Annotated in this window: 20 protein-coding genes; 10 read left to right on the top strand and 10 right to left on the bottom strand. The window is 70.7% G+C overall.

What is annotated here, in order from left to right; genetic code table 11:
• The 5 genes from ABT367_RS11125 to ABT367_RS11105 all read right to left on the bottom strand — a co-directional run.
• A partial coding sequence (locus ABT367_RS11125; protein WP_352251851.1) for an urease accessory UreF family protein occupies positions 1-287 on the bottom strand: 287 nt, incomplete at its 3' end.
• Between the two features lie 97 nt (positions 288-384).
• The gene (locus ABT367_RS11120) at positions 385-2106 is read right to left on the bottom strand and encodes an urease subunit alpha (RefSeq protein WP_352251849.1); all 1722 of its coding nucleotides are present in this window, start codon (positions 2104-2106) and stop codon (positions 385-387) included.
• On the bottom strand, positions 2099-2410 hold the full coding sequence (locus tag ABT367_RS11115) for an urease subunit beta (protein WP_352251847.1): 312 nt from the start codon (positions 2408-2410) through the stop codon (positions 2099-2101). The genes ABT367_RS11120 and ABT367_RS11115 overlap by 8 nt, the downstream gene beginning before the upstream one ends.
• 15 nt (positions 2411-2425) lie before the next feature.
• On the bottom strand, positions 2426-2728 hold the full coding sequence (locus ABT367_RS11110; RefSeq protein WP_352251845.1) for an urease subunit gamma: 303 nt from the start codon (positions 2726-2728) through the stop codon (positions 2426-2428).
• Between the two features lie 131 nt (positions 2729-2859).
• Positions 2860-3477, bottom strand: a complete 618-nt coding sequence (locus tag ABT367_RS11105; RefSeq protein ID WP_352251843.1) for a TetR/AcrR family transcriptional regulator — start codon at positions 3475-3477, stop codon at positions 2860-2862.
• Between the two features lie 134 nt (positions 3478-3611).
• Between ABT367_RS11105 and ABT367_RS11100 the strand changes: the two genes are divergently transcribed.
• The gene (locus ABT367_RS11100) at positions 3612-4628 is read left to right on the top strand and encodes an ABC transporter permease (protein ID WP_352251841.1); all 1017 of its coding nucleotides are present in this window, start codon (positions 3612-3614) and stop codon (positions 4626-4628) included.
• A gap of 273 nt (positions 4629-4901) precedes the next feature.
• On the top strand, positions 4902-6269 hold the full coding sequence (locus ABT367_RS11095; RefSeq protein ID WP_352251839.1) for a hypothetical protein: 1368 nt from the start codon (positions 4902-4904) through the stop codon (positions 6267-6269).
• 43 nt (positions 6270-6312) lie between these two features.
• Here ABT367_RS11095 and ABT367_RS11090 read toward each other — a convergent pair whose 3' ends face one another.
• Positions 6313-6594, bottom strand: coding sequence for a type II toxin-antitoxin system Phd/YefM family antitoxin (locus ABT367_RS11090; RefSeq protein ID WP_352251837.1), 282 nt, complete (start codon positions 6592-6594; stop codon positions 6313-6315).
• A gap of 94 nt (positions 6595-6688) precedes the next feature.
• Between ABT367_RS11090 and ABT367_RS11085 the strand changes: the two genes are divergently transcribed.
• From ABT367_RS11085 to ABT367_RS11075, 3 genes are all read left to right on the top strand, one after another.
• Positions 6689-7324 (top strand): ATP-dependent Clp protease proteolytic subunit, encoded by a 636-nt coding sequence (locus ABT367_RS11085; protein ID WP_352251835.1) that lies wholly within the window; start codon positions 6689-6691, stop codon positions 7322-7324.
• A 7-nt stretch (positions 7325-7331) separates the two neighbouring features.
• Entirely contained in the window at positions 7332-7640 is a 309-nt protein-coding gene (locus tag ABT367_RS11080) for a hypothetical protein (protein WP_352251833.1), read from the top strand.
• A gap of 614 nt (positions 7641-8254) precedes the next feature.
• Entirely contained in the window at positions 8255-8728 is a 474-nt protein-coding gene (locus ABT367_RS11075) for a C40 family peptidase (protein ID WP_352251831.1), read from the top strand.
• 66 nt (positions 8729-8794) lie between these two features.
• On the opposite strand, the gene ABT367_RS11070 is transcribed toward ABT367_RS11075, so the two are convergent.
• Complete coding sequence (locus tag ABT367_RS11070; protein ID WP_352251829.1) at positions 8795-9427, bottom strand: LysE family translocator; 633 nt, start codon at positions 9425-9427, stop codon at positions 8795-8797.
• Positions 9428-9511: 84 nt separating this feature from the next.
• Here ABT367_RS11070 and ABT367_RS11065 point away from each other — a divergent pair, with 84 nt between their 5' ends.
• Positions 9512-10426 (top strand): LysR family transcriptional regulator, encoded by a 915-nt coding sequence (locus tag ABT367_RS11065; RefSeq protein ID WP_352251827.1) that lies wholly within the window; start codon positions 9512-9514, stop codon positions 10424-10426.
• Between the two features lie 105 nt (positions 10427-10531).
• On the opposite strand, the gene ABT367_RS11060 is transcribed toward ABT367_RS11065, so the two are convergent.
• Entirely contained in the window at positions 10532-10894 is a 363-nt protein-coding gene (locus ABT367_RS11060) for a DUF6223 family protein (protein ID WP_352251825.1), read from the bottom strand.
• A gap of 225 nt (positions 10895-11119) precedes the next feature.
• On the opposite strand from ABT367_RS11060, the gene ABT367_RS11055 reads away from it, so the two are divergent.
• Complete coding sequence (locus ABT367_RS11055; RefSeq protein WP_352251823.1) at positions 11120-12244, top strand: sensor histidine kinase; 1125 nt, start codon at positions 11120-11122, stop codon at positions 12242-12244.
• Positions 12244-12912 carry a response regulator transcription factor gene (locus ABT367_RS11050; protein WP_352251821.1) on the top strand — a complete coding sequence of 223 codons (669 nt, stop codon included), beginning with the start codon at positions 12244-12246 and terminating at the stop codon, positions 12910-12912. The genes ABT367_RS11055 and ABT367_RS11050 overlap by 1 nt, the downstream gene beginning before the upstream one ends.
• 57 nt (positions 12913-12969) lie before the next feature.
• Here the strand turns inward: ABT367_RS11050 and ABT367_RS11045 are convergent, their stop codons facing one another.
• Positions 12970-13401, bottom strand: coding sequence for an ATP-binding protein (locus tag ABT367_RS11045; RefSeq protein WP_165334030.1), 432 nt, complete (start codon positions 13399-13401; stop codon positions 12970-12972).
• A 284-nt stretch (positions 13402-13685) separates the two neighbouring features.
• Here ABT367_RS11045 and ABT367_RS11040 point away from each other — a divergent pair, with 284 nt between their 5' ends.
• Positions 13686-14549: a helix-turn-helix domain-containing protein gene (locus tag ABT367_RS11040; RefSeq protein WP_352251819.1), complete on the top strand. Its 864-nt coding sequence runs from the start codon at positions 13686-13688 to the stop codon at positions 14547-14549.
• Between the two features lie 9 nt (positions 14550-14558).
• The gene (locus tag ABT367_RS11035; RefSeq protein ID WP_352251817.1) at positions 14559-14807 is read left to right on the top strand and encodes a DUF397 domain-containing protein; all 249 of its coding nucleotides are present in this window, start codon (positions 14559-14561) and stop codon (positions 14805-14807) included.
• A gap of 22 nt (positions 14808-14829) precedes the next feature.
• Here the strand turns inward: ABT367_RS11035 and ABT367_RS11030 are convergent, their stop codons facing one another.
• Complete coding sequence (locus tag ABT367_RS11030; protein WP_352251815.1) at positions 14830-15984, bottom strand: 8-amino-7-oxononanoate synthase; 1155 nt, start codon at positions 15982-15984, stop codon at positions 14830-14832.
• Between the last annotated feature and the right edge of the window lie 8 nt (positions 15985-15992).

Here is a 15992-nt window from a genome sequence, read left to right as displayed (position 1 = left end):
AGGAGCTGCCGGCCGAGCTTGCGGCCCGCCGTGCGCAGGGCGGCCGAGGGCGTACGGGCGTCGGCCGCCGCATCGAGGTCGAGCGGGTCCATACCGTGGGCGGCCGCGGCGGCGAGCCCCGCCGCGACCAGGCCCGCGGTGTGCAGCCGGCCGTGACAGAACGCCTCGAGCGTGGCGGCGTCAGTGATCCGCCCGGCTTTGACCGCCTCCTCGGCTCCCCCGGAGTGGGCGTGCCCGCCCGCGGGGAAGCGCCCGTCGGCCAGGACGAGCAATGCGGCTCTGCTCATGGATGTACTCCTCGCGTACTCACGGACGTGCTCCTCGCGTACTCATGGACGTACTCCTCGAAGGAGCGCGGCGACACCGGCCGGGAAGCGGCAGCGGTCAGAACAGGAAGTACCGCTGAGCCATGGGCAGTTCGGTGGCCGGATCGGGCTCGACCAGTTCTCCGTCGACGGTGACGGCGAAGCTGTCCGGGTCCACGCGGACATCGGGCCGGGCGTCGTTCTCCCGCATATCGGCCTTGGTGATGCCCCGGGTGGAGCCGATCGCCGTGAACCGCTTGTCCAGACCGAGGCGTTCGGGCAGCCCGTCGTCCAGTGCGGCCTGCGCCACGAAGTTGAACGAACCCATGCCCGGCGCCTTCCCGAGCGCCCCGAACATCGGACGCGGGAGGACCGGCTGCGGAGTGGGAATGGAGGCGTTGGAGTCCCCCATCTGCGCGTACGCGATCTGCCCGCCCTTGATGACGAGCTGCGGCTTCACCCCGAAGAACGCCGGGTCCCACAGCACGAGGTCCGCGAGCTTGCCGCTCTCGACGGAGCCGATCTCATGGTCGAGTCCCTGTGCCACGGCAGGGTTGATCGTGTATTTGGCGACATAGCGACGGGCCCGGTGGTTGTCCGCGCGTACATCGCCGGGCAGGAGGCCGCGCCGCTTCTTCATCACGTGCGCGGTCTGCCAGGTGCGCAGCACCACTTCGCCGATCCGGCCCATCGCCTGCGAGTCCGAGGAGATGATCGAGATCGCGCCCAGGTCGTGCAGGATGTCCTCGGCCGCGATCGTCGAGGGCCTGATCCGCGACTCGGCGAAGGCGAGGTCCTCGGGGACGGACGGGTTGAGGTGGTGGCAGACCATCAGCATGTCGAGGTGTTCCTCGACGGTGTTGACGGTGTGCGGGCGGGTCGGATTGGTCGAGCTCGGCAGGACGTTGGGCTCGGAGACCACGGTGATGATGTCGGGTGCGTGCCCGCCGCCCGCGCCTTCCGTGTGGTACGCGTGGATGGAGCGCCCCGCGATCGCGGCGAGCGTATCGGCCACGAAACCGGCCTCGTTCAGCGTGTCCGTGTGGATCGCCAGCTGAGCGCCGGTCTCCTCGCATACGGACAGACAGGCATCGATGACGGCCGGGGTGGCACCCCAGTCCTCGTGGATCTTGAAGCCGAGTGCTCCGCCGCGCAGTTGGGCGTGCATGGCCTCGCGCGACATCGTGTTGCCCTTGCCGAGCAGGCCGATGTTGAGCGGCGTGGAGTCGAGCGCCTGGAACATCCGCTCCAGATGCCAGGAACCCGGTGTGATCGTGGTCGCCTTGGTGCCCTCGGCCGGTCCGGTGCCGCCGCCGACGAGGGTGGTGATGCCGCCGGCGAGCGCGGAGTCGAAGAGGGTCGGCGAGATGAAGTGGACGTGGGCGTCGATGGCGCCCGCCGTGACGATCTTGCCGTTGCCCGCGATGATCTCGGTCTCGGGGCCGATGACCAGGTCCGGGTGCACGCCGTCCATGGTGTCCGGGTTGCCGGCCTTGCCGATGCCGGTGATCCGGCCGTCCCGTATACCGATGTCGGCCTTGACGATGCCCCAGTGGTCGAGGATCACCGCGCCCGTGATGACGGTGTCCGGTGCACCCTCGGCCCGCGTCACACGGGACTGGCCCATCGACTCGCGGATGACCTTGCCGCCGCCGAACACCGCCTCGTCACCTGCGCGTCCGGGTCCGCCCGCGCGGTCCTCCTCGATCTCGATCAGCAGATCGGTGTCCGCGAGGCGGATGCGGTCGCCGGTGGTGGGGCCGAAGAGATCGGCGTAGGCGGCACGTGTCAGTTCAGGCATCGAGCGCTCCCGCCGTCTCGCCGCGCAGCCCGGGCACCTGCCGCAGGCCCTTCAGGGGTATGAGTTCCACCTCGGCCGGGATGCCCGGCTCGAAGCGCACCGCGGTGCCGGCGGCGATGTTGAGGCGTTTGCCGTGCGCGGCCGAACGGTCGAACTCCAGACCGGGGTTCGCCTCGGCGAAGTGGTAGTGGGAGCCGACCTGGACCGGGCGGTCGGCGGCGTTGAGGACGGTGAGCCGGGTGATGTCGAGGCCCGCGTTCAGGGCCACGAGGTCGTCGGCGTACAGGATCTCTCCGGGGATCACGGCAGGACTCCCCCTTCAGACGATCGGCTCGTGCACGGTGACCAGCTTGGTCCCGTCGGGGAAGGTCGCCTCGACCTGTACGTCATGGAGCATCTCGGGGACGCCTTCCATGACCTCGGCCCGCGTGAGGACCTTGCGCCCCGAGTTCATCAGCTCGGCGACGGTTCTCCCGTCGCGGGCGCCCTCCAGGACATGGGAGGTGATCAGGGCAATGCTCTCGGGGTGGTTGAGCTTCACACCGCGTGCGCGACGCTTGGCCGCCACATCGGCGGCCACATGGATGAGCAGCCGTTCCTGTTCATGCGGGGTCAGTTGCACGCGTGCACCTCACTGTCCTCTTGCCTGAGCCGAGCGCTCCGGACCTTAGCCCCGTTCAACACTTTGTTGACCTGGGCTTTTCCGCTCCGCGGGAAGAGATTGCACGCTAATGCCGAAGTTTTTCCTCCGCGTTAACTGGGGTTGGGAACCTCCATACGCATGATCGCCCGCAGCCCGCCGCCGAGCTGCTCCACGGCCACATCGCCGAACAACCCCTGCTGGGCGAGGAAGCCCATCGCGAGCGCCATCAGCGTGCGCGCCACATGGTCCGGGTCGACGTCCGTGGCCATCAGCCCCTGCTCCTGGTACTCCTTGACGACGCCGGCCCACAGTGCGCGCATATCAGCCACCCCGCCGCGCAGGTTGTCGCCGAGCCGGTCGTTGCGCAGGGTCTCCGCCCAGACCTGGAGCACGAGTTGGGCGAACGGCTCGTCCTCGCCGCCGGGCTGCCCCTCGATCACCCGGCGCAGCACGAACATGAGCAGTTCGTCCGGCATGGGCGGCGGGCTCTGCTCGGCGGCCTCCGCGAAGGCCCCGCGGATCGTCGCAAAGGCCTCCTCGACGATGGCCTCGATCAGCTCCTCCTTGCCGCTGAAGTAGCGGTAGACGGCGCCGGCGGAGAGGCCGACCTCCTTGAGCACGTCCTGCATGGATGTGGCATGGAAGCCGTTGCGCGCGAAGCAGCGCCGGGCGCCGACGATGATCTGCCGGCGGCGGGCGTCGAGGTGTTCCTGGGATACGCGAGCCATGCGGTCAAGGTAAAACGAACATTCCTTCTTGACAAGACAACGCGTCGGCGGGACAGTGGCCTCACCTTAAAACGAACGATCCTTCTCTATAAATCGGCGCCCTCGGAGGCGCCCCTCAAGCCGAGGAGCACGTCATGTCATCCGCTACACCGACAGCAGGCGCGGGTCCCCGCAAGCTCGTCGCCGTGATCGTCCTGGTGCCCGTCATCGTGGCGCTCGCGTTGTGGGCGTTCGCCTGGCCGGCCTCGCGCACGGCCCCTCGCGATCTGCCCCTGGGCCTCGCCGGTCCGACGCAGGCCGTGAGCCAGGTCGAGCGGCAACTCGCCCAGCGCGACGGCGCGTTCGAGATCCACCGCTACGCCGACGAGGCCGCCGCACGGGACGCGATCGAGGACCGGACCGTATACGGAGCGATCGTCGTCACCGAGCAGGGACCCAAGCTCCTGACGGCGACCGCGGCCAGCCCGCTCGTCGCCCAGCTGCTCCAGCAGGCGGCCACGGCCGGAGCACCCGAGGGCGCACAGATCCCGACCGACGACGTGGTCGCGGCTCCCGCCGACGATCCGCGCGGCGGCGTGCTCAACGCCAGCGTGCTGCCGCTGGCCATCGCGGGTGTGGCAGCCGGCGCCCTGGTCACGGTGCTGGGTCTTCGAGGAGTACGGGCAGTGGTCGGCCTGGTCGGAGCGGCAGCCCTGGTCGGGATCGTCGCGGCGGCCCTCGCGCACAGCTGGCTCGGCGCGCTGAGCGGGGACTGGTGGACGGAGGCGGGTGTGCTGGCCCTGTCGACCCTCGCGGTGAGTGCGGTCATCGCCGGGCTCGCGTCGCTGATCGGCACGCCGGGTATCGGGATCGGCGCGCTGCTCGTGGTCCTCATCGGCAACCCGTTCTCCGGCGTCGCCTCCGCGCCCGAGCTGCTCCCCCAACCGGCCGGGATCATCGGCCAGTTGCTGCCGCCGGGTGCGGGCGGGTCACTGCTGCGGTCCGTGTCGTTCTTCGACGGAGCGGGCGCCACAGGTCCTGCGATCACGCTCGGTGTGTGGGCGCTGGTCGGACTGGTCCTTGTGCTGATCGGCGGGGCGCGCAGGCGTCCGGCCGCGGTCGGCAGCGACGCTCCGCCGGCGAACGCACCCCAGCCCGCACCGGTCGGCTGACCCTCGGGGCCGATTGCCCTGCCCCCAACGCCCGTGCCGCCGAGGCTGGTTGAGCTCGGTTCCCATGCGGGGCCGGCAGATGCACCCGACTCCCCTTCCCCAAGTACGGCCGTGCACCCTCGACGTAGCGGACGAGGGTGCACGGTCCCGTTTTGCGAGGCGAGGCACGGTTCCTTATGCGAGGCGAGGGGGGTTGCCCGGTGACCGGGGCGGGAACACTGGCGCCGGGGCGCCTGGACCGGAGGCGCGCGGGGGAAGCCGGGGGATCTGGCGATGCGTGGACACAGGCCGGGCGAGTGTGTGAAGCAGCTGCCCGTCGCGGCGCTACCCGAGGGCGGGATCGGCACCTGGAGCGTGGCCGACGCCGAGCGGTGGCGGACGGCCCGGGCCCCGGCCGTCTTCGCGCCTGCCGCGGGGAGTTGGGGCGCTGCGCTCGTGGTGGTGGTGTCGTACGTGCTGACGTCGGCGTTCACGTCCTCGTCCGTCGCCTGGCACGGTGGCGCGGACGCCGGAACGGACTGGCTGCGGTATCCCGGAGCGGTGCTCCTGGCAGCCCTGCCGCTCTGGTACCGGTATCTGCCGGTACCGGCAGGGGTGGCCGCTGCGGTGGTCGCCGTGGACGCGGGATTCTCGCTCGCCTCGTCGGACGGCGGCACCGAACGGACCGGGTATCTGCTCGTACTCACCGTCTGCGCCTGGGCTCTGACCGGAAGCTGCCTACGCCTGCGGGCCCGCCGCAGGCAGCGCGACCTGTTCCTCGCGGCGGCCGGGCGGCGGCGCTTCCCTCTGCCCGCGCGGGCACCCGACTCGGACGGCTATCGCGGACACGCGCTGTTCTACGCCGGGCTCGTGTTCTGTCTCATCGCCGCGGGTCTCCTGATCGAAGGACTGGTCAAGGACTTGTCGGGGGACGGCTATGACGCCGTGGGCCAGCAGACCGCCGCCCTGTTGTTCCTTCTCCTCGGCAGCACGCTCCACGGGCGGGGCGTGACCGCGTACCGGGCCGCGCAACGTCTGCACGAAGAGGAAGAGCACCCCGCGCTGCGCGTCGGCATCCGCATCACACCCGACGGCCGCCACTGGATCCACCCCGACGCCCGCACCCCTGCCGGGCAACCGCTGATCTCGTACGTCCCGGGGAAACGGGACACCTGCCGGCCCGCGCAACTGCTCGGCAGCAGCGCCTCCTACGGGCTCGGCGACGGACACCACAGCATCGACCCGTCCACGGAGCCGTTCGAAGCGGTCCTCTACGGACCCGTGTACGAGGGCGCCGAGATCGTCGTCGCGTACGCCACCCTCGTCTACGACGCCCGCCAGGACACGGGCCAGATGAACCTGGGCGTCACCGCCGCCGCCCTGCTCCCGCACCTCCGCCACGGCCTGGGGCCGTGGCAGCCGGTCGACGGCACCGCCCATGAACGCGCACGACGCGAGAAGGTCCGCGAGGACGCCGCCCGGTCCGACCGCATCCGGGACGACCTTGCCCGGTCCCGGGCGCAGCGCGCGAGCCGGGCGAAGCAGGCCGGCGCCGGAACGGCCGGCGGTTCCACCGCCGCCAGTGGCGGGGGCTGCGGCAGCGCGGGCGGTGACAGCTGCGGCAGCAGCTGTGGTGGTGGCTGCGGTGGATGTGGCGGGTGAATCGCCAAGTCGCCCATGCCCCTTGGGTGCGGCAGGTGACCTGCTAAGACGCCCCGTGCCCCCGATGCTCGGCGGCGATCCCGAAACGCTGCTGCTCCGCCGCGGTCGCCGGCGCCGCGGACGCGACGCGTGACACCGCACTGATCACCGGCTCCTCCTCGGGCGCCGACAGCGCCTCCAGCTGCGCCAGATCCTCGGCCGAGACCAGCGCGACGAGCGGCTTGCCGTGCCGGGTGACGACGACGCGCTCGCCCCCGTACACCACACGGTTGATGAGGTCGGCGAGCTCTGCCCGGGCTTGCGTCACCGGAATCTCGTAGGCCATGACCCCATTCTAACGTCACGTACGTCCTGTACATTTTTTACAGAACGGCGTGAGGGGTGGCCCTCCCGCGCCGCCCTCTGAGCGGAGGCATGCCATGAACCGGAAGAGTCCGACAGCCCGCTACGTACTGCCGGAGTTCACCGAGCGGACCAGTCAGGGGGTGCGCACCCAGGACCCCTACGCGAAGTTGCTCGAGGAGCGGATCGTCTTTCTCGGGACGGCCGTCGACGACACCTCGGCCAATGACGTGATGGCGCAGTTCATGTATCTGGAGCACGCGGCGCCCGACCGGGACATCTCGCTCTACATCAACTCCCCAGGGGGCTCGTTCAGTGCGATGAGCGCCGTCTACGACACGATCCGCTTCGTCTCCTGTGACGTGGAGACCGTCTGTCTGGGCCAGGCCGTGTCCTCGGCGGCGGTGCTGCTCGCGGCCGGTACGCCGGGGAAGCGGGCGGCACTGCCCGGGGCGCGGGTGCTGTTGCAGCAGCCCCGGTTCACCGAGCCCGTCGAGGGGCAGACCAGCGATCTGGCCATCCAGGCCGATGAACTCCTGCGCACCCGAGCCCTGTTCGAGGAGATGCTCGCGCGGCACACCGGCCGGTCCCGTGACGTGGTGTCCGCCGACATCGAGCGCGACAAGGTCCTCGACGCGTCCGAGGCTCTCGCCTACGGACTGGTCGACCGGATCGTGCCGAGCCGTAAGTCCCTCGCCGACGAAGGCCGGTGAGGCTTCGATGTGGCCGCCCGAACCGCCGCCGCTGCCCGCGTTGACACGCGCCGAGGGCGAGTTGATCGACCGCTATCTGGAAGTCGTCGATCTGCTCGGCCGGATCAACCCCGCGCGCGGGCGCGACACCTACAGCGGTCTGCGCGCCGCCCAGGCCCTGGTCACGAAGGCGGTGCAGCTGCGCGAGGCGCTGGAGGCAATGCACCGCCGGGGTGAGAACGAGGTGCATGCGCAGACCCTCGCGCGGGCGCTGCGGACGCTCGACGGCGAACGGCGCAGCGAGCGGGTCTCGGTGCCGCCCGCTTCCGTGGGCTGAGCCGGCGCTCGCAGCCGCCGGCTGAGGAGGCGCCTGCTTCCGGGAGTTGAGGGATGTCTGCTCGCGGGGTTGAGAGGCGTCTGCGGGCGCCATCTGCTAGGCCAATCGCGCTCCCCCTGATGGCGTAATCAGGCCGGCGTCAGATGTACGAGAAATGTTGCGCCAGACCTGTACGCGCGAGCCGGAATGACTCATTCCGCCGCTGGTACGAGCGTCGTCGGGGCGCCGATCTCTGCGCGTAACCAACCCTTGTCCACCCGAACAGGTCAGCCGTGAGGAGCCTCACAAACAGCCGTTTCTACTCGGAAATCGACCGTGCCGTGCGTGAAGATCCCTTCCGACGACAAGCCCCCGCCGCAGCGGCGGGGCGGTCCGGGCGGACGCTGAGTCCTGCCGCCGCCCGGATGCCAGGTCGACATCGGTGGTTCGGCAGGAGTGGAGGACCCAGGCAGTACGGGGTATCGGGACCTGTCGCCACGACAGGCTCACGGCCCCTTGGGGTGAAGTCGCCGGACCGGCGCGGCAGTCGAGCCGTGACGGGAAGGCGGCCGGGCATCTTCGTTGGCCCGAATCCGACAGGTCATCCTTCACAGGCGGCTGACGAAGGGTTGCGCATGACTGCGCGTCATCGTGTTCCGTCTCTGATCACGCGGGCCGGGAGCGCTTCGGCGCTCACGCTCGCTGTTGTCGGCGGCACCGTTCTCGTACCAGGAGCAGCAAGCGAGTCCGAGGCCGCGACAGTGGCCACCAAGGCCGTACAGATCGCCGCGTCGAAGAAGGGGTCGCCGTACAAGTACGGAGCCACCGGACCACGCCGCTTCGACTGCTCCGGGCTGACGCTCTACTCGTACAAGCGCGCGGGCAAGAAGCTGCCACGCACGGCGGCGGCCCAGTACAACAAGACCAAGCACATCAGGTCGAGCCAGCGCAAGCACGGCGACCTGGTGTTCTTCCACTCGGGCCGGAATGTCTACCACGTCGGCATATACGCCGGGAAGGGCCGCATCTGGCACTCCCCGAAGCCCGGTTCGAAGGTGCGTCTGGAGAAGATCTGGACCAGGAGCGTGTGGTACGGGCGGGTGCGCTGAACAGCCGCACCGCCTGGCCGAGTTGAGCAGATGAGGTCTGCCTCCCCGCATCGGGGAGGCAGACCGTCAGGCCGCCAACGGCGCGATGAGCAGCCCGAGTCCGAGCGCCGTCAGAGCGATCCCGGTGGCGGCCTCGACGGCGCGCGCGGCCCGTGGCCGGCGCAGGAGCCGGCCGAGACGGTCGACGAGCAGCGCGACCAGCGGGAACCAGAGCAGTGCCAGGACCACCACGATCGTCGCGAGCAGCAGGGTGCGCGGCAGCGCGGAACCCTGGTCGGGGACGAACTGCGGCAGGATGCTCAGGAAGGTGATCGACGCCTTCGGGTTGAGGGCGTTGGTGAGAAACCCCTGACGCAGGGCCGCCGTGGCGGTGAGTCCGGGAGACGTGACCGCCTCGCCGGAGGAGTCGGCGCGGGGGCGCCGCAGCGAGTTCAGGGCCTGGATGCCCAGGTACAGCACATAGGCGGCGCCGACCAGCTGCAGGGCGCGGAAGAGCGTCGGCAGGGTCGCCAGGACCGCCGCGACACCCGCCACCGCGAGCACCGTGTGCAGCAGCAGCCCTGCGGCGATACCGAAGGCACAGGCGAGCCCGGCTCTGCGGGAGGCGAGAGCGCCGCGTACGACCACGGCGAAGTCCGCTCCGGGCAGGGCGACGAGACCCGCGGCGAGCAGGGTGAAGGCGAGCAGCGTGGCATCCATGGCGTTCAGCCTGCCGCCGTTCAGCCTTCAACAGGTACTTGCAATCTTCAGGGTCTGCCTTAAGCGCTGCTTTAGGCTTGCCTCATGTACGACCCCACCCGCCTGGCCGCCCTCGTCGCCGTATCGGAGGCGGGTTCGATCACCCGGGCCGCTCAGCGCCTCGGCTACACCGCTCCCGCGCTCTCCCAGCAGCTCGCCAAGCTGGAGCGGGAGGCGGGTGCCACGCTGCTCGTACGGCATCACCGCGGCGCACGTCTGACGGCTGCCGGTGAGCTCCTGGTCGCGCGGGCGCGACGGGTCCTGGACGAGCTGGACCGGGCGCGGCTCGAACTGGCACAGTTGTCCGGCCTGTCAGGCGGACGACTGCGGATCGGGACCTTTCCCTCGGCGGGGATCCATCTGCTGCCGCCGGCGCTCAGTGCGTTCCGGCGGGCGCATCCCGATGTGGAACTGGCCGTCGCGCACTACGAGCCCCCGGCCGGGGTGTCTGCGGTGGCCGACGGTGAGGTGGACCTGGCCCTGACGCACACCTATGAGCCGGCCGATCCGGAGCCGCTGCCTCGTTCCGTACGGGCGGAGGTGCTGCTCGTCGAGGAGCTGGTCCTCGTCACCGCGCCGGGGCATGTGCTCGCGGCCGGGGCGGACCGGCTGCCGCTCACCGAGCTCACCGGGCAGCCGCTGATCTCCATGGCACCGGACCATCCCAGGCGGCGCGGTGTGGAGGCGGCCCTCGCGGCGGCCGGGGCGGTGCCCTCGGTGGTGATGGAGACCCCGGAGTACGCCGTCGTCTGCGCCCTGGCCAGTGCGGGGCTCGGGGTGGCGGTCGTGCCCGAGATGGTGGCGCGGATGGCGTCGACTCCTGTGGGTGTACGGCGACTTGAACCCTCGACCCTGAGGCGGACCATCTCGGTGGTGTACCGCGCGGAGGAGACGGATGCGGCCGCAGGGACACTACGGGCGCTGCTGCGGGGGGCGTTCGGGCGGACCGGGGCGGCGTGAGATGCGCTGAGGTACCGGCGCATCCAGTAGGGGCGGGCGGACAGCACGACGAGGCCGTGCTCCGCCGGATTGGCGGAGCACGGCCTCGATCGCGTCGCATCGGCCTCACTGCCGGGCCTGGGCACCGCCGCGGGTGCGGGTCAGGACGCGTGCGCCGAAGGCCATGGCGACGAGACCCAGCGGGATGGCCACGATCGCACCGACCTGACCGTTGCCCGTACCGGGGCCGCCCTCGGAGGTGGCGAGGTGCAGTACGGCGAGGAACGCTCCGGTGAGTCCCACGGCGATCGCCGAGACGGCACCGGTCCGTACGTTGCCGAAGCGGATGCGGCCGCCGAAGCGGGACAGGGCCAGCCAGCCGAGTACCACGCCCAACAGGCCCACTCCGAGGGCCAGGTTGGCACCTGTGCGACCGTCACCGATGACTCCGCCTTCGGCCGCCGCGATCAGGGTCTGCGCTGCGTTCATGACTCCTCCTTCGTCTCCGGCTCGATCGCCGGGTGGTGTGATTCGAGAGTGCCGCTCGGCCCGCTCCCGGTCGTCCCGCAGACGCAGACACTTCGCGCTGCTGCCTGCGGTGCACCCGGCTACCGCGCATGTGGCAGATCCGCCGGGGATACCGCGTTCGTGGTAGCCGTCCGCTCCTTCACGGGCACGACTCGGCGGCCGGGCGCGCCGGGCTAGGGTGCGCGCATGGACACTGGACGTCTGCGTGTCCCCCCGGATGCCATGGACTGGCTGGTCGCCGTCGCCGTGGCGGCTCTCCTGGTGGGGACGGGCCTGGCCGGCCCCGCCCCCGACGGGGGCGCGGGTCTCGTCGGCTACGCGCTGCTCGCGGCCGGCGGTCTCGCACTGGTCGCGCGCCGGCGGGCGCCGCTCGTGACGCTGGCCGTCACCGGGCTGTGCGCGGTCGGGTATCAGGCCGCCGGATTCGACGTCCTGTCCGTCGCCTATCTCGTCGCGGTGTACTGCGCGGTGCGGGCCGGCCATCACCTCCTCACGGTGATCGGGTCGGTCTCCCTCGTTCTCGTCCTGCATCTGTCGGCTCTCGCCTTCCACGACGGGCCCGCGCGCGAGGCGCTCGCCCAGGCCCGTGGCACACTCGAAGCCGCCTGGCTGATCGCCGCGTTCGCCGCGGGTGAGGCGCTGCGGCAGGCGGAGCGGCGTGCCGAGGAGGCGGAGCGCAGCCGTGAGGAGGCCGCGCAGCGGCGTGCGGATGAGGAACGGCTGCACATCGCGCGGGAGTTGCACGACTCGCTCACCCATCAGATCTCGATCATCAAGATCCAGTCCGAGGTAGCCGTGCATGTGGCGCGGCGTCGCGGCGAGGAGGTCTCCGAGGCGCTCCTCGCCATCCAGGAGGCCGGCCGCGAGGCGACCCGGGAGCTGCGCGCCACCTTGGAGGCGCTGCGCGACGACGACACCGCGCCGCCCCGGGGCATCGACCACATCGAGGAGTTGGTGGAACGGGCCTGCCGCGGCGGGCTCGAGGTGACGCTGACGGTCGAAGGACAGCGCGGCGAACTGCCCGCGGCGGTCGGCCGTACCGCGTACCGGATCGTGCAGGAGGCGCTGACGAACGTCGTCCGGCATGCCTCCGCGTCCACCGCCACCGTCCGCGTCGAGCACCGTCCCGGCACTCTGGTCGTCCGGGTCGACGACGACGGCAAGGCGAACCCCGACACACCCCCCGAGCCCGGCCTCGGACTGCTCGGGATGCGCGAACGCATCACCGCGCTCGGCGGCCGGCTGCGGGCCGAGCCGCGGGCCGAGCGCGGCTTCTCCGTCCAGGCCGAACTCCCCGTGGAGCGTGCGTGATGAGCTCGATCCGAGTGCTGCTCGTCGACGACCAGCCGTTGATCCGCAGCGGTTTCCGCGCGCTGCTCGCTCTCGAGGACGACATCGAGGTGGTGGCCGAGGCCTCCGACGGTCAGGAGGGCCTGGAGCTCGTACGGCGGCATCTGCCCGATGTCGTGCTGATCGACATCCAGATGCCGGTGGTCGACGGAATCGAGGCCACCCGGCGGATCGCCGCGGATCCGGCGCTCGCCGCGGTGCACGTGGTGATCCTGACCAACTACGGCATGGACGAGTACGTGCTCGACGCACTGCGTGCGGGTGCCGCGGGGTTCCTGGTCAAGGACATCCTGCCGGAGGATCTGCTGCATTCGGTACGGGTGGCGGCCCGCGGTGACGCGCTGCTCGCGCCCACCATCACCCGCAAGCTGATCCACCGCTTCGTCACCCAGCCGCTGCCCGCGGCGGTCGGCGGCGGTCTCGACGAGCTGACCGGCCGTGAGCGGGAGGCGGTCGCGCTGGCCGCGCAGGGGCTTTCCAATGACGAGATCGCCGACCACATGGTGATCAGCCCACTGACCGCGAAGACGCATATCAACCGGGCCATGACCAAGCTCCATGCCCGGGACCGCGCCCAACTCGTGGTCCTCGCCTACGAGTCCGGCCTGGTCACTCCCCGTACGTCCTGACCTGCTTCTCCCGTACGTCCTGAAGTATCTCCCGTACGTCCTGCCGGGGAGAGCCGCTCAGCTCTGCACCGGCACGGTCCACGGCAGCTCGATCCACACCGTCTTGCCGCCCTCCGCCGTCGCGTTGACCGACAGGCGTCCGCCGCACTCGGCCGTGAGCCAGCGGATGATGACCATGCCCCGCCCGTTGTCCTGCTGGACCGCGGCGGGCAGCCGCTTGGGGAAGCGGGGGTGGCTGTCGGTCACCCCGATGCGCAGCTGCTCGTCGCGTTCCAGCTCCACGTCCACCGTGAAGGTGGGCGACTGGCCGAAGGTGTGCTGGACGGCATTGGTGGCCAGTTCGGAGACGATCAGGCGGACGGTGTCGGCCACTTCGGCGTCACCCGGCAGCCCCCACTCCGAGAGCACATGGAGCACATAGTTCCGCGCCGCGGACACCGAGGCGGGGTCGCTCGGCAGCGTGACGGATGCTTCCTGGTGATCTGCCATGGCGACGTTGTCCCTTTCCCACCGGGGCCGAACTCCCGGCGCAAGACTGGCCGGAATGAACGAATCACCTGAATCACGGAGAGCCCCGGACTGATGCTTCGCGCCAGACTGCCACTACCAAAGCGCCAACGCGTGCCGATCCCCCAAGATATGCATATATCTGTCGCTCGAAGCGGTGAACTCTGCTACGGAAGAACGTATTTGGGAGCGAGACTGACCCATCGACCTCAGGGCTGCGCCGTACGCGACGGTGCGCCCTCGTCGCCGACCGGAAGGAGCCGGGGATGAAGTACGGGCCGGCAGTGCGGCGCCGCAAACTCGGTGCCGAGTTGCGGGCGCTGCGCGACCGTGCGGGACTCACCAGTGGCGAGGTGGCGCAGCTCGTCGGCTGGCACCAGTCGAAGGTGAGCCGAATAGAGACCGGCGCCAGCAATGCCAAGCCGGCGGACGTGGGTGTGCTGCTCGACACCTATGACGTACGGGATCCCCAACTGCGGGCGCTGTTCGAAGCGTTGGCGGGCGCGGACGGTGAGGGGGCCGCGCGCCACCAGTGGTGGCATGCGTACAAGGGCCTGCTGCCGCCCGAGTACCGCGATTTCATCTCTCTCGAGTCGCAGGCCTGCCGGGTGCGCACCTTGGAGACCGCGGTCGTGCCCGGCCTCCTCCAGACGCCCGAGTACGCCCGAGCGGTGACCCGGGCCGCGCTCGACGGGCTGCCGGAGGGGCAGGTCGACGAGCTGGTGCAGGTGCGCCTCGCACGCCAGGACGTGCTGCGCGGCGAGCCGCCGCTGGAGCTGAGCGCCGTGATCGACGAGGCGGTGCTGCGCAGGCCGGTGGGTGGATACGGAGTCATGGGGCGCCAGTTGCGGCGTCTGGCGGAAGTGGCACGGCTGCCCCATGTGTCACTCCAGGTACTCCCCTTTGCCGCGGGGGGCCACGTCGGCCTCACCGGACCCTTTCTGATTTTTTCCTTCCCGAACATTGCTGATCTGGATGTGGTTGTTCTCGACCATTTGACGAGTAGCCTCTATCTGGAGCGGAAAGAAGACCTGAAGGCCTACAGCGAAGCGTTCAACTCCCTTCAGGAACAGGCCCTTTCGACCGAGGACAGCCTGGAATACCTCACCGGGATCGGTGAGGGCACGTAAGGAGGCACGATGACTGCACTGCCTCGGAACGTTCTCTCCAGTACCGCCCTGAACAGAGTCGAGCACCAAGTCCGGTGGCGGCGCAGCAGCCGCAGCACCGGGATGAACAACTGCGTGGAGACAGCGCCGCTCCGTACGGGCTCGCTGTCGGGCCTGCTGGCCGTCCGCGATTCCAAGGACACGGCAGGACCCGCTCTGCTCTTCGCACCCTCGGCCTGGAACGCCTTCCTCGACGCCGTCCGAGGCGAGGAGCTCTAAGGCAGGGGACAACCGAACAGCATCACGGCGCGGTACGGACGATCGTCCGTACCGCGTCTGCGATTTGGGCGTCCGTGAGGTCGGCGCGGGCGGTGAGCCGGAGCCGTGAGATGCCGTCCGGCACCGACGGCGGCCGGAAGCAGCCGACGACGAGGCCCGCGGCCCGGCAGTCGGCCGCCCAGGCGACCGCCTCGTCCGGCGAAGGGGCCCGTACGGAGACCACCGCCGCGTCGGGACGTACGGCCTCGAGGCCTGCCTGGGTGAGTCCCGTGTGCAGTGCGGTGGCGACTTCGCGGGCGCGCGCCGCCCGTGCGGGCTCGCGGCGCAGCAGCCGCAGCGCCGCGAGGGCGCCGCCGGCGGCGGCCGGTGCGAGGCCCGTGTCGAAGATGAAGGTGCGGGCGGTGTTCACCAGGTGCTCGATGACCCTCGCGGGCCCGAGCACGGCGCCGCCCTGGCTGCCAAGGGACTTGGACAGGGTCACCGTGGCCACCACGTCGGGAGCGCCCGCGAGCCCCGCCGCGTACGCGGCTCCTTGGCCCCCGTCGCCGAGCACCCCGAGCCCGTGCGCGTCGTCCAGGAGCAGTCCGGCGCCGGACTCCCGGCATACGGCGGCCAGTTCGGCCAGTGGGGCGCGGTCGCCGTCGACCGAGAAGACCGAGTCGGTGACCGCGAGGGCAGGACCGTGATGGGTGCCGAGCGACTTGCGTACGGCTTCGGGGTCGTTGTGCGCGGCGACGGCGGTGGTGCCGCGGGCGAGCCGGCAGCCGTCGATCAGGGAGGCGTGGTTGCCGGCGTCCGAGACGATCAACGTGCCGTGCGGGGCGAGCGCGGTGACGGCGGCGAGGTTGGCCGCGTATCCGGAGGACAGCACGAGAGCCGACTCGAAGCCGCAGAACTCGGCGAGCTCGCGCTCCAGTTCCGCGTGCAGTTCGGTCGTCCCCGTCACGAGCCGGGAGCCCGTGGCGCCCGCTCCCCAGGTGCGGGCGGCCGCCGCCGCACCCTCGACGACCTCGGGGTGGCGGGTCAGGCCCAGGTAGTCGTTGCTCGCGAGGTCGAGCAGCGGGGAGTCGGCCGGGCGCGGACGCAGGGTGCGGACGAGTCCGGCGGCACGGCGCACCTCGGCCTGCTCGTCGAGCCGGGCGAAGGGGTCACCGTGCGGGTGCGCTGGCGTGTCCATCCGGCTGT

Source organism: Streptomyces mesophilus (genome assembly GCF_040300965.1).
GTDB classification, from domain to species: Bacteria; Actinomycetota; Actinomycetes; order Streptomycetales; family Streptomycetaceae; genus Streptomyces; species Streptomyces mesophilus_A.
The sequence above is the reverse complement of the archived record's forward strand: the minus strand, read 5'-3'. Positions and strand labels throughout refer to the sequence as shown.

Coding starts and splice junctions, on each gene's coding strand:
- ABT367_RS11120 (WP_352251849.1), bottom strand. CDS start 2,106: ATGCCTGAACTGACACGTGCCGCCTACGCCGATCTCTTCGGCCCCACC.
- ABT367_RS11105 (WP_352251843.1), bottom strand. CDS start 3,477: ATGGCTCGCGTATCCCAGGAACACCTCGACGCCCGCCGCCGGCAGATC.
- ABT367_RS11100 (WP_352251841.1), top strand. CDS start 3,612: ATGTCATCCGCTACACCGACAGCAGGCGCGGGTCCCCGCAAGCTCGTC.
- ABT367_RS11095 (WP_352251839.1), top strand. CDS start 4,902: ATGCGTGGACACAGGCCGGGCGAGTGTGTGAAGCAGCTGCCCGTCGCG.
- ABT367_RS11090 (WP_352251837.1), bottom strand. CDS start 6,594: ATGGCCTACGAGATTCCGGTGACGCAAGCCCGGGCAGAGCTCGCCGAC.
- ABT367_RS11085 (WP_352251835.1), top strand. CDS start 6,689: ATGAACCGGAAGAGTCCGACAGCCCGCTACGTACTGCCGGAGTTCACC.
- ABT367_RS11080 (WP_352251833.1), top strand. CDS start 7,332: ATGTGGCCGCCCGAACCGCCGCCGCTGCCCGCGTTGACACGCGCCGAG.
- ABT367_RS11075 (WP_352251831.1), top strand. CDS start 8,255: ATGACTGCGCGTCATCGTGTTCCGTCTCTGATCACGCGGGCCGGGAGC.
- ABT367_RS11070 (WP_352251829.1), bottom strand. CDS start 9,427: ATGGATGCCACGCTGCTCGCCTTCACCCTGCTCGCCGCGGGTCTCGTC.
- ABT367_RS11065 (WP_352251827.1), top strand. CDS start 9,512: ATGTACGACCCCACCCGCCTGGCCGCCCTCGTCGCCGTATCGGAGGCG.
- ABT367_RS11060 (WP_352251825.1), bottom strand. CDS start 10,894: ATGAACGCAGCGCAGACCCTGATCGCGGCGGCCGAAGGCGGAGTCATC.
- ABT367_RS11055 (WP_352251823.1), top strand. CDS start 11,120: ATGGACACTGGACGTCTGCGTGTCCCCCCGGATGCCATGGACTGGCTG.
- ABT367_RS11050 (WP_352251821.1), top strand. CDS start 12,244: ATGAGCTCGATCCGAGTGCTGCTCGTCGACGACCAGCCGTTGATCCGC.
- ABT367_RS11045 (WP_165334030.1), bottom strand. CDS start 13,401: ATGGCAGATCACCAGGAAGCATCCGTCACGCTGCCGAGCGACCCCGCC.
- ABT367_RS11040 (WP_352251819.1), top strand. CDS start 13,686: ATGAAGTACGGGCCGGCAGTGCGGCGCCGCAAACTCGGTGCCGAGTTG.
- ABT367_RS11035 (WP_352251817.1), top strand. CDS start 14,559: ATGACTGCACTGCCTCGGAACGTTCTCTCCAGTACCGCCCTGAACAGA.
- ABT367_RS11030 (WP_352251815.1), bottom strand. CDS start 15,984: ATGGACACGCCAGCGCACCCGCACGGTGACCCCTTCGCCCGGCTCGAC.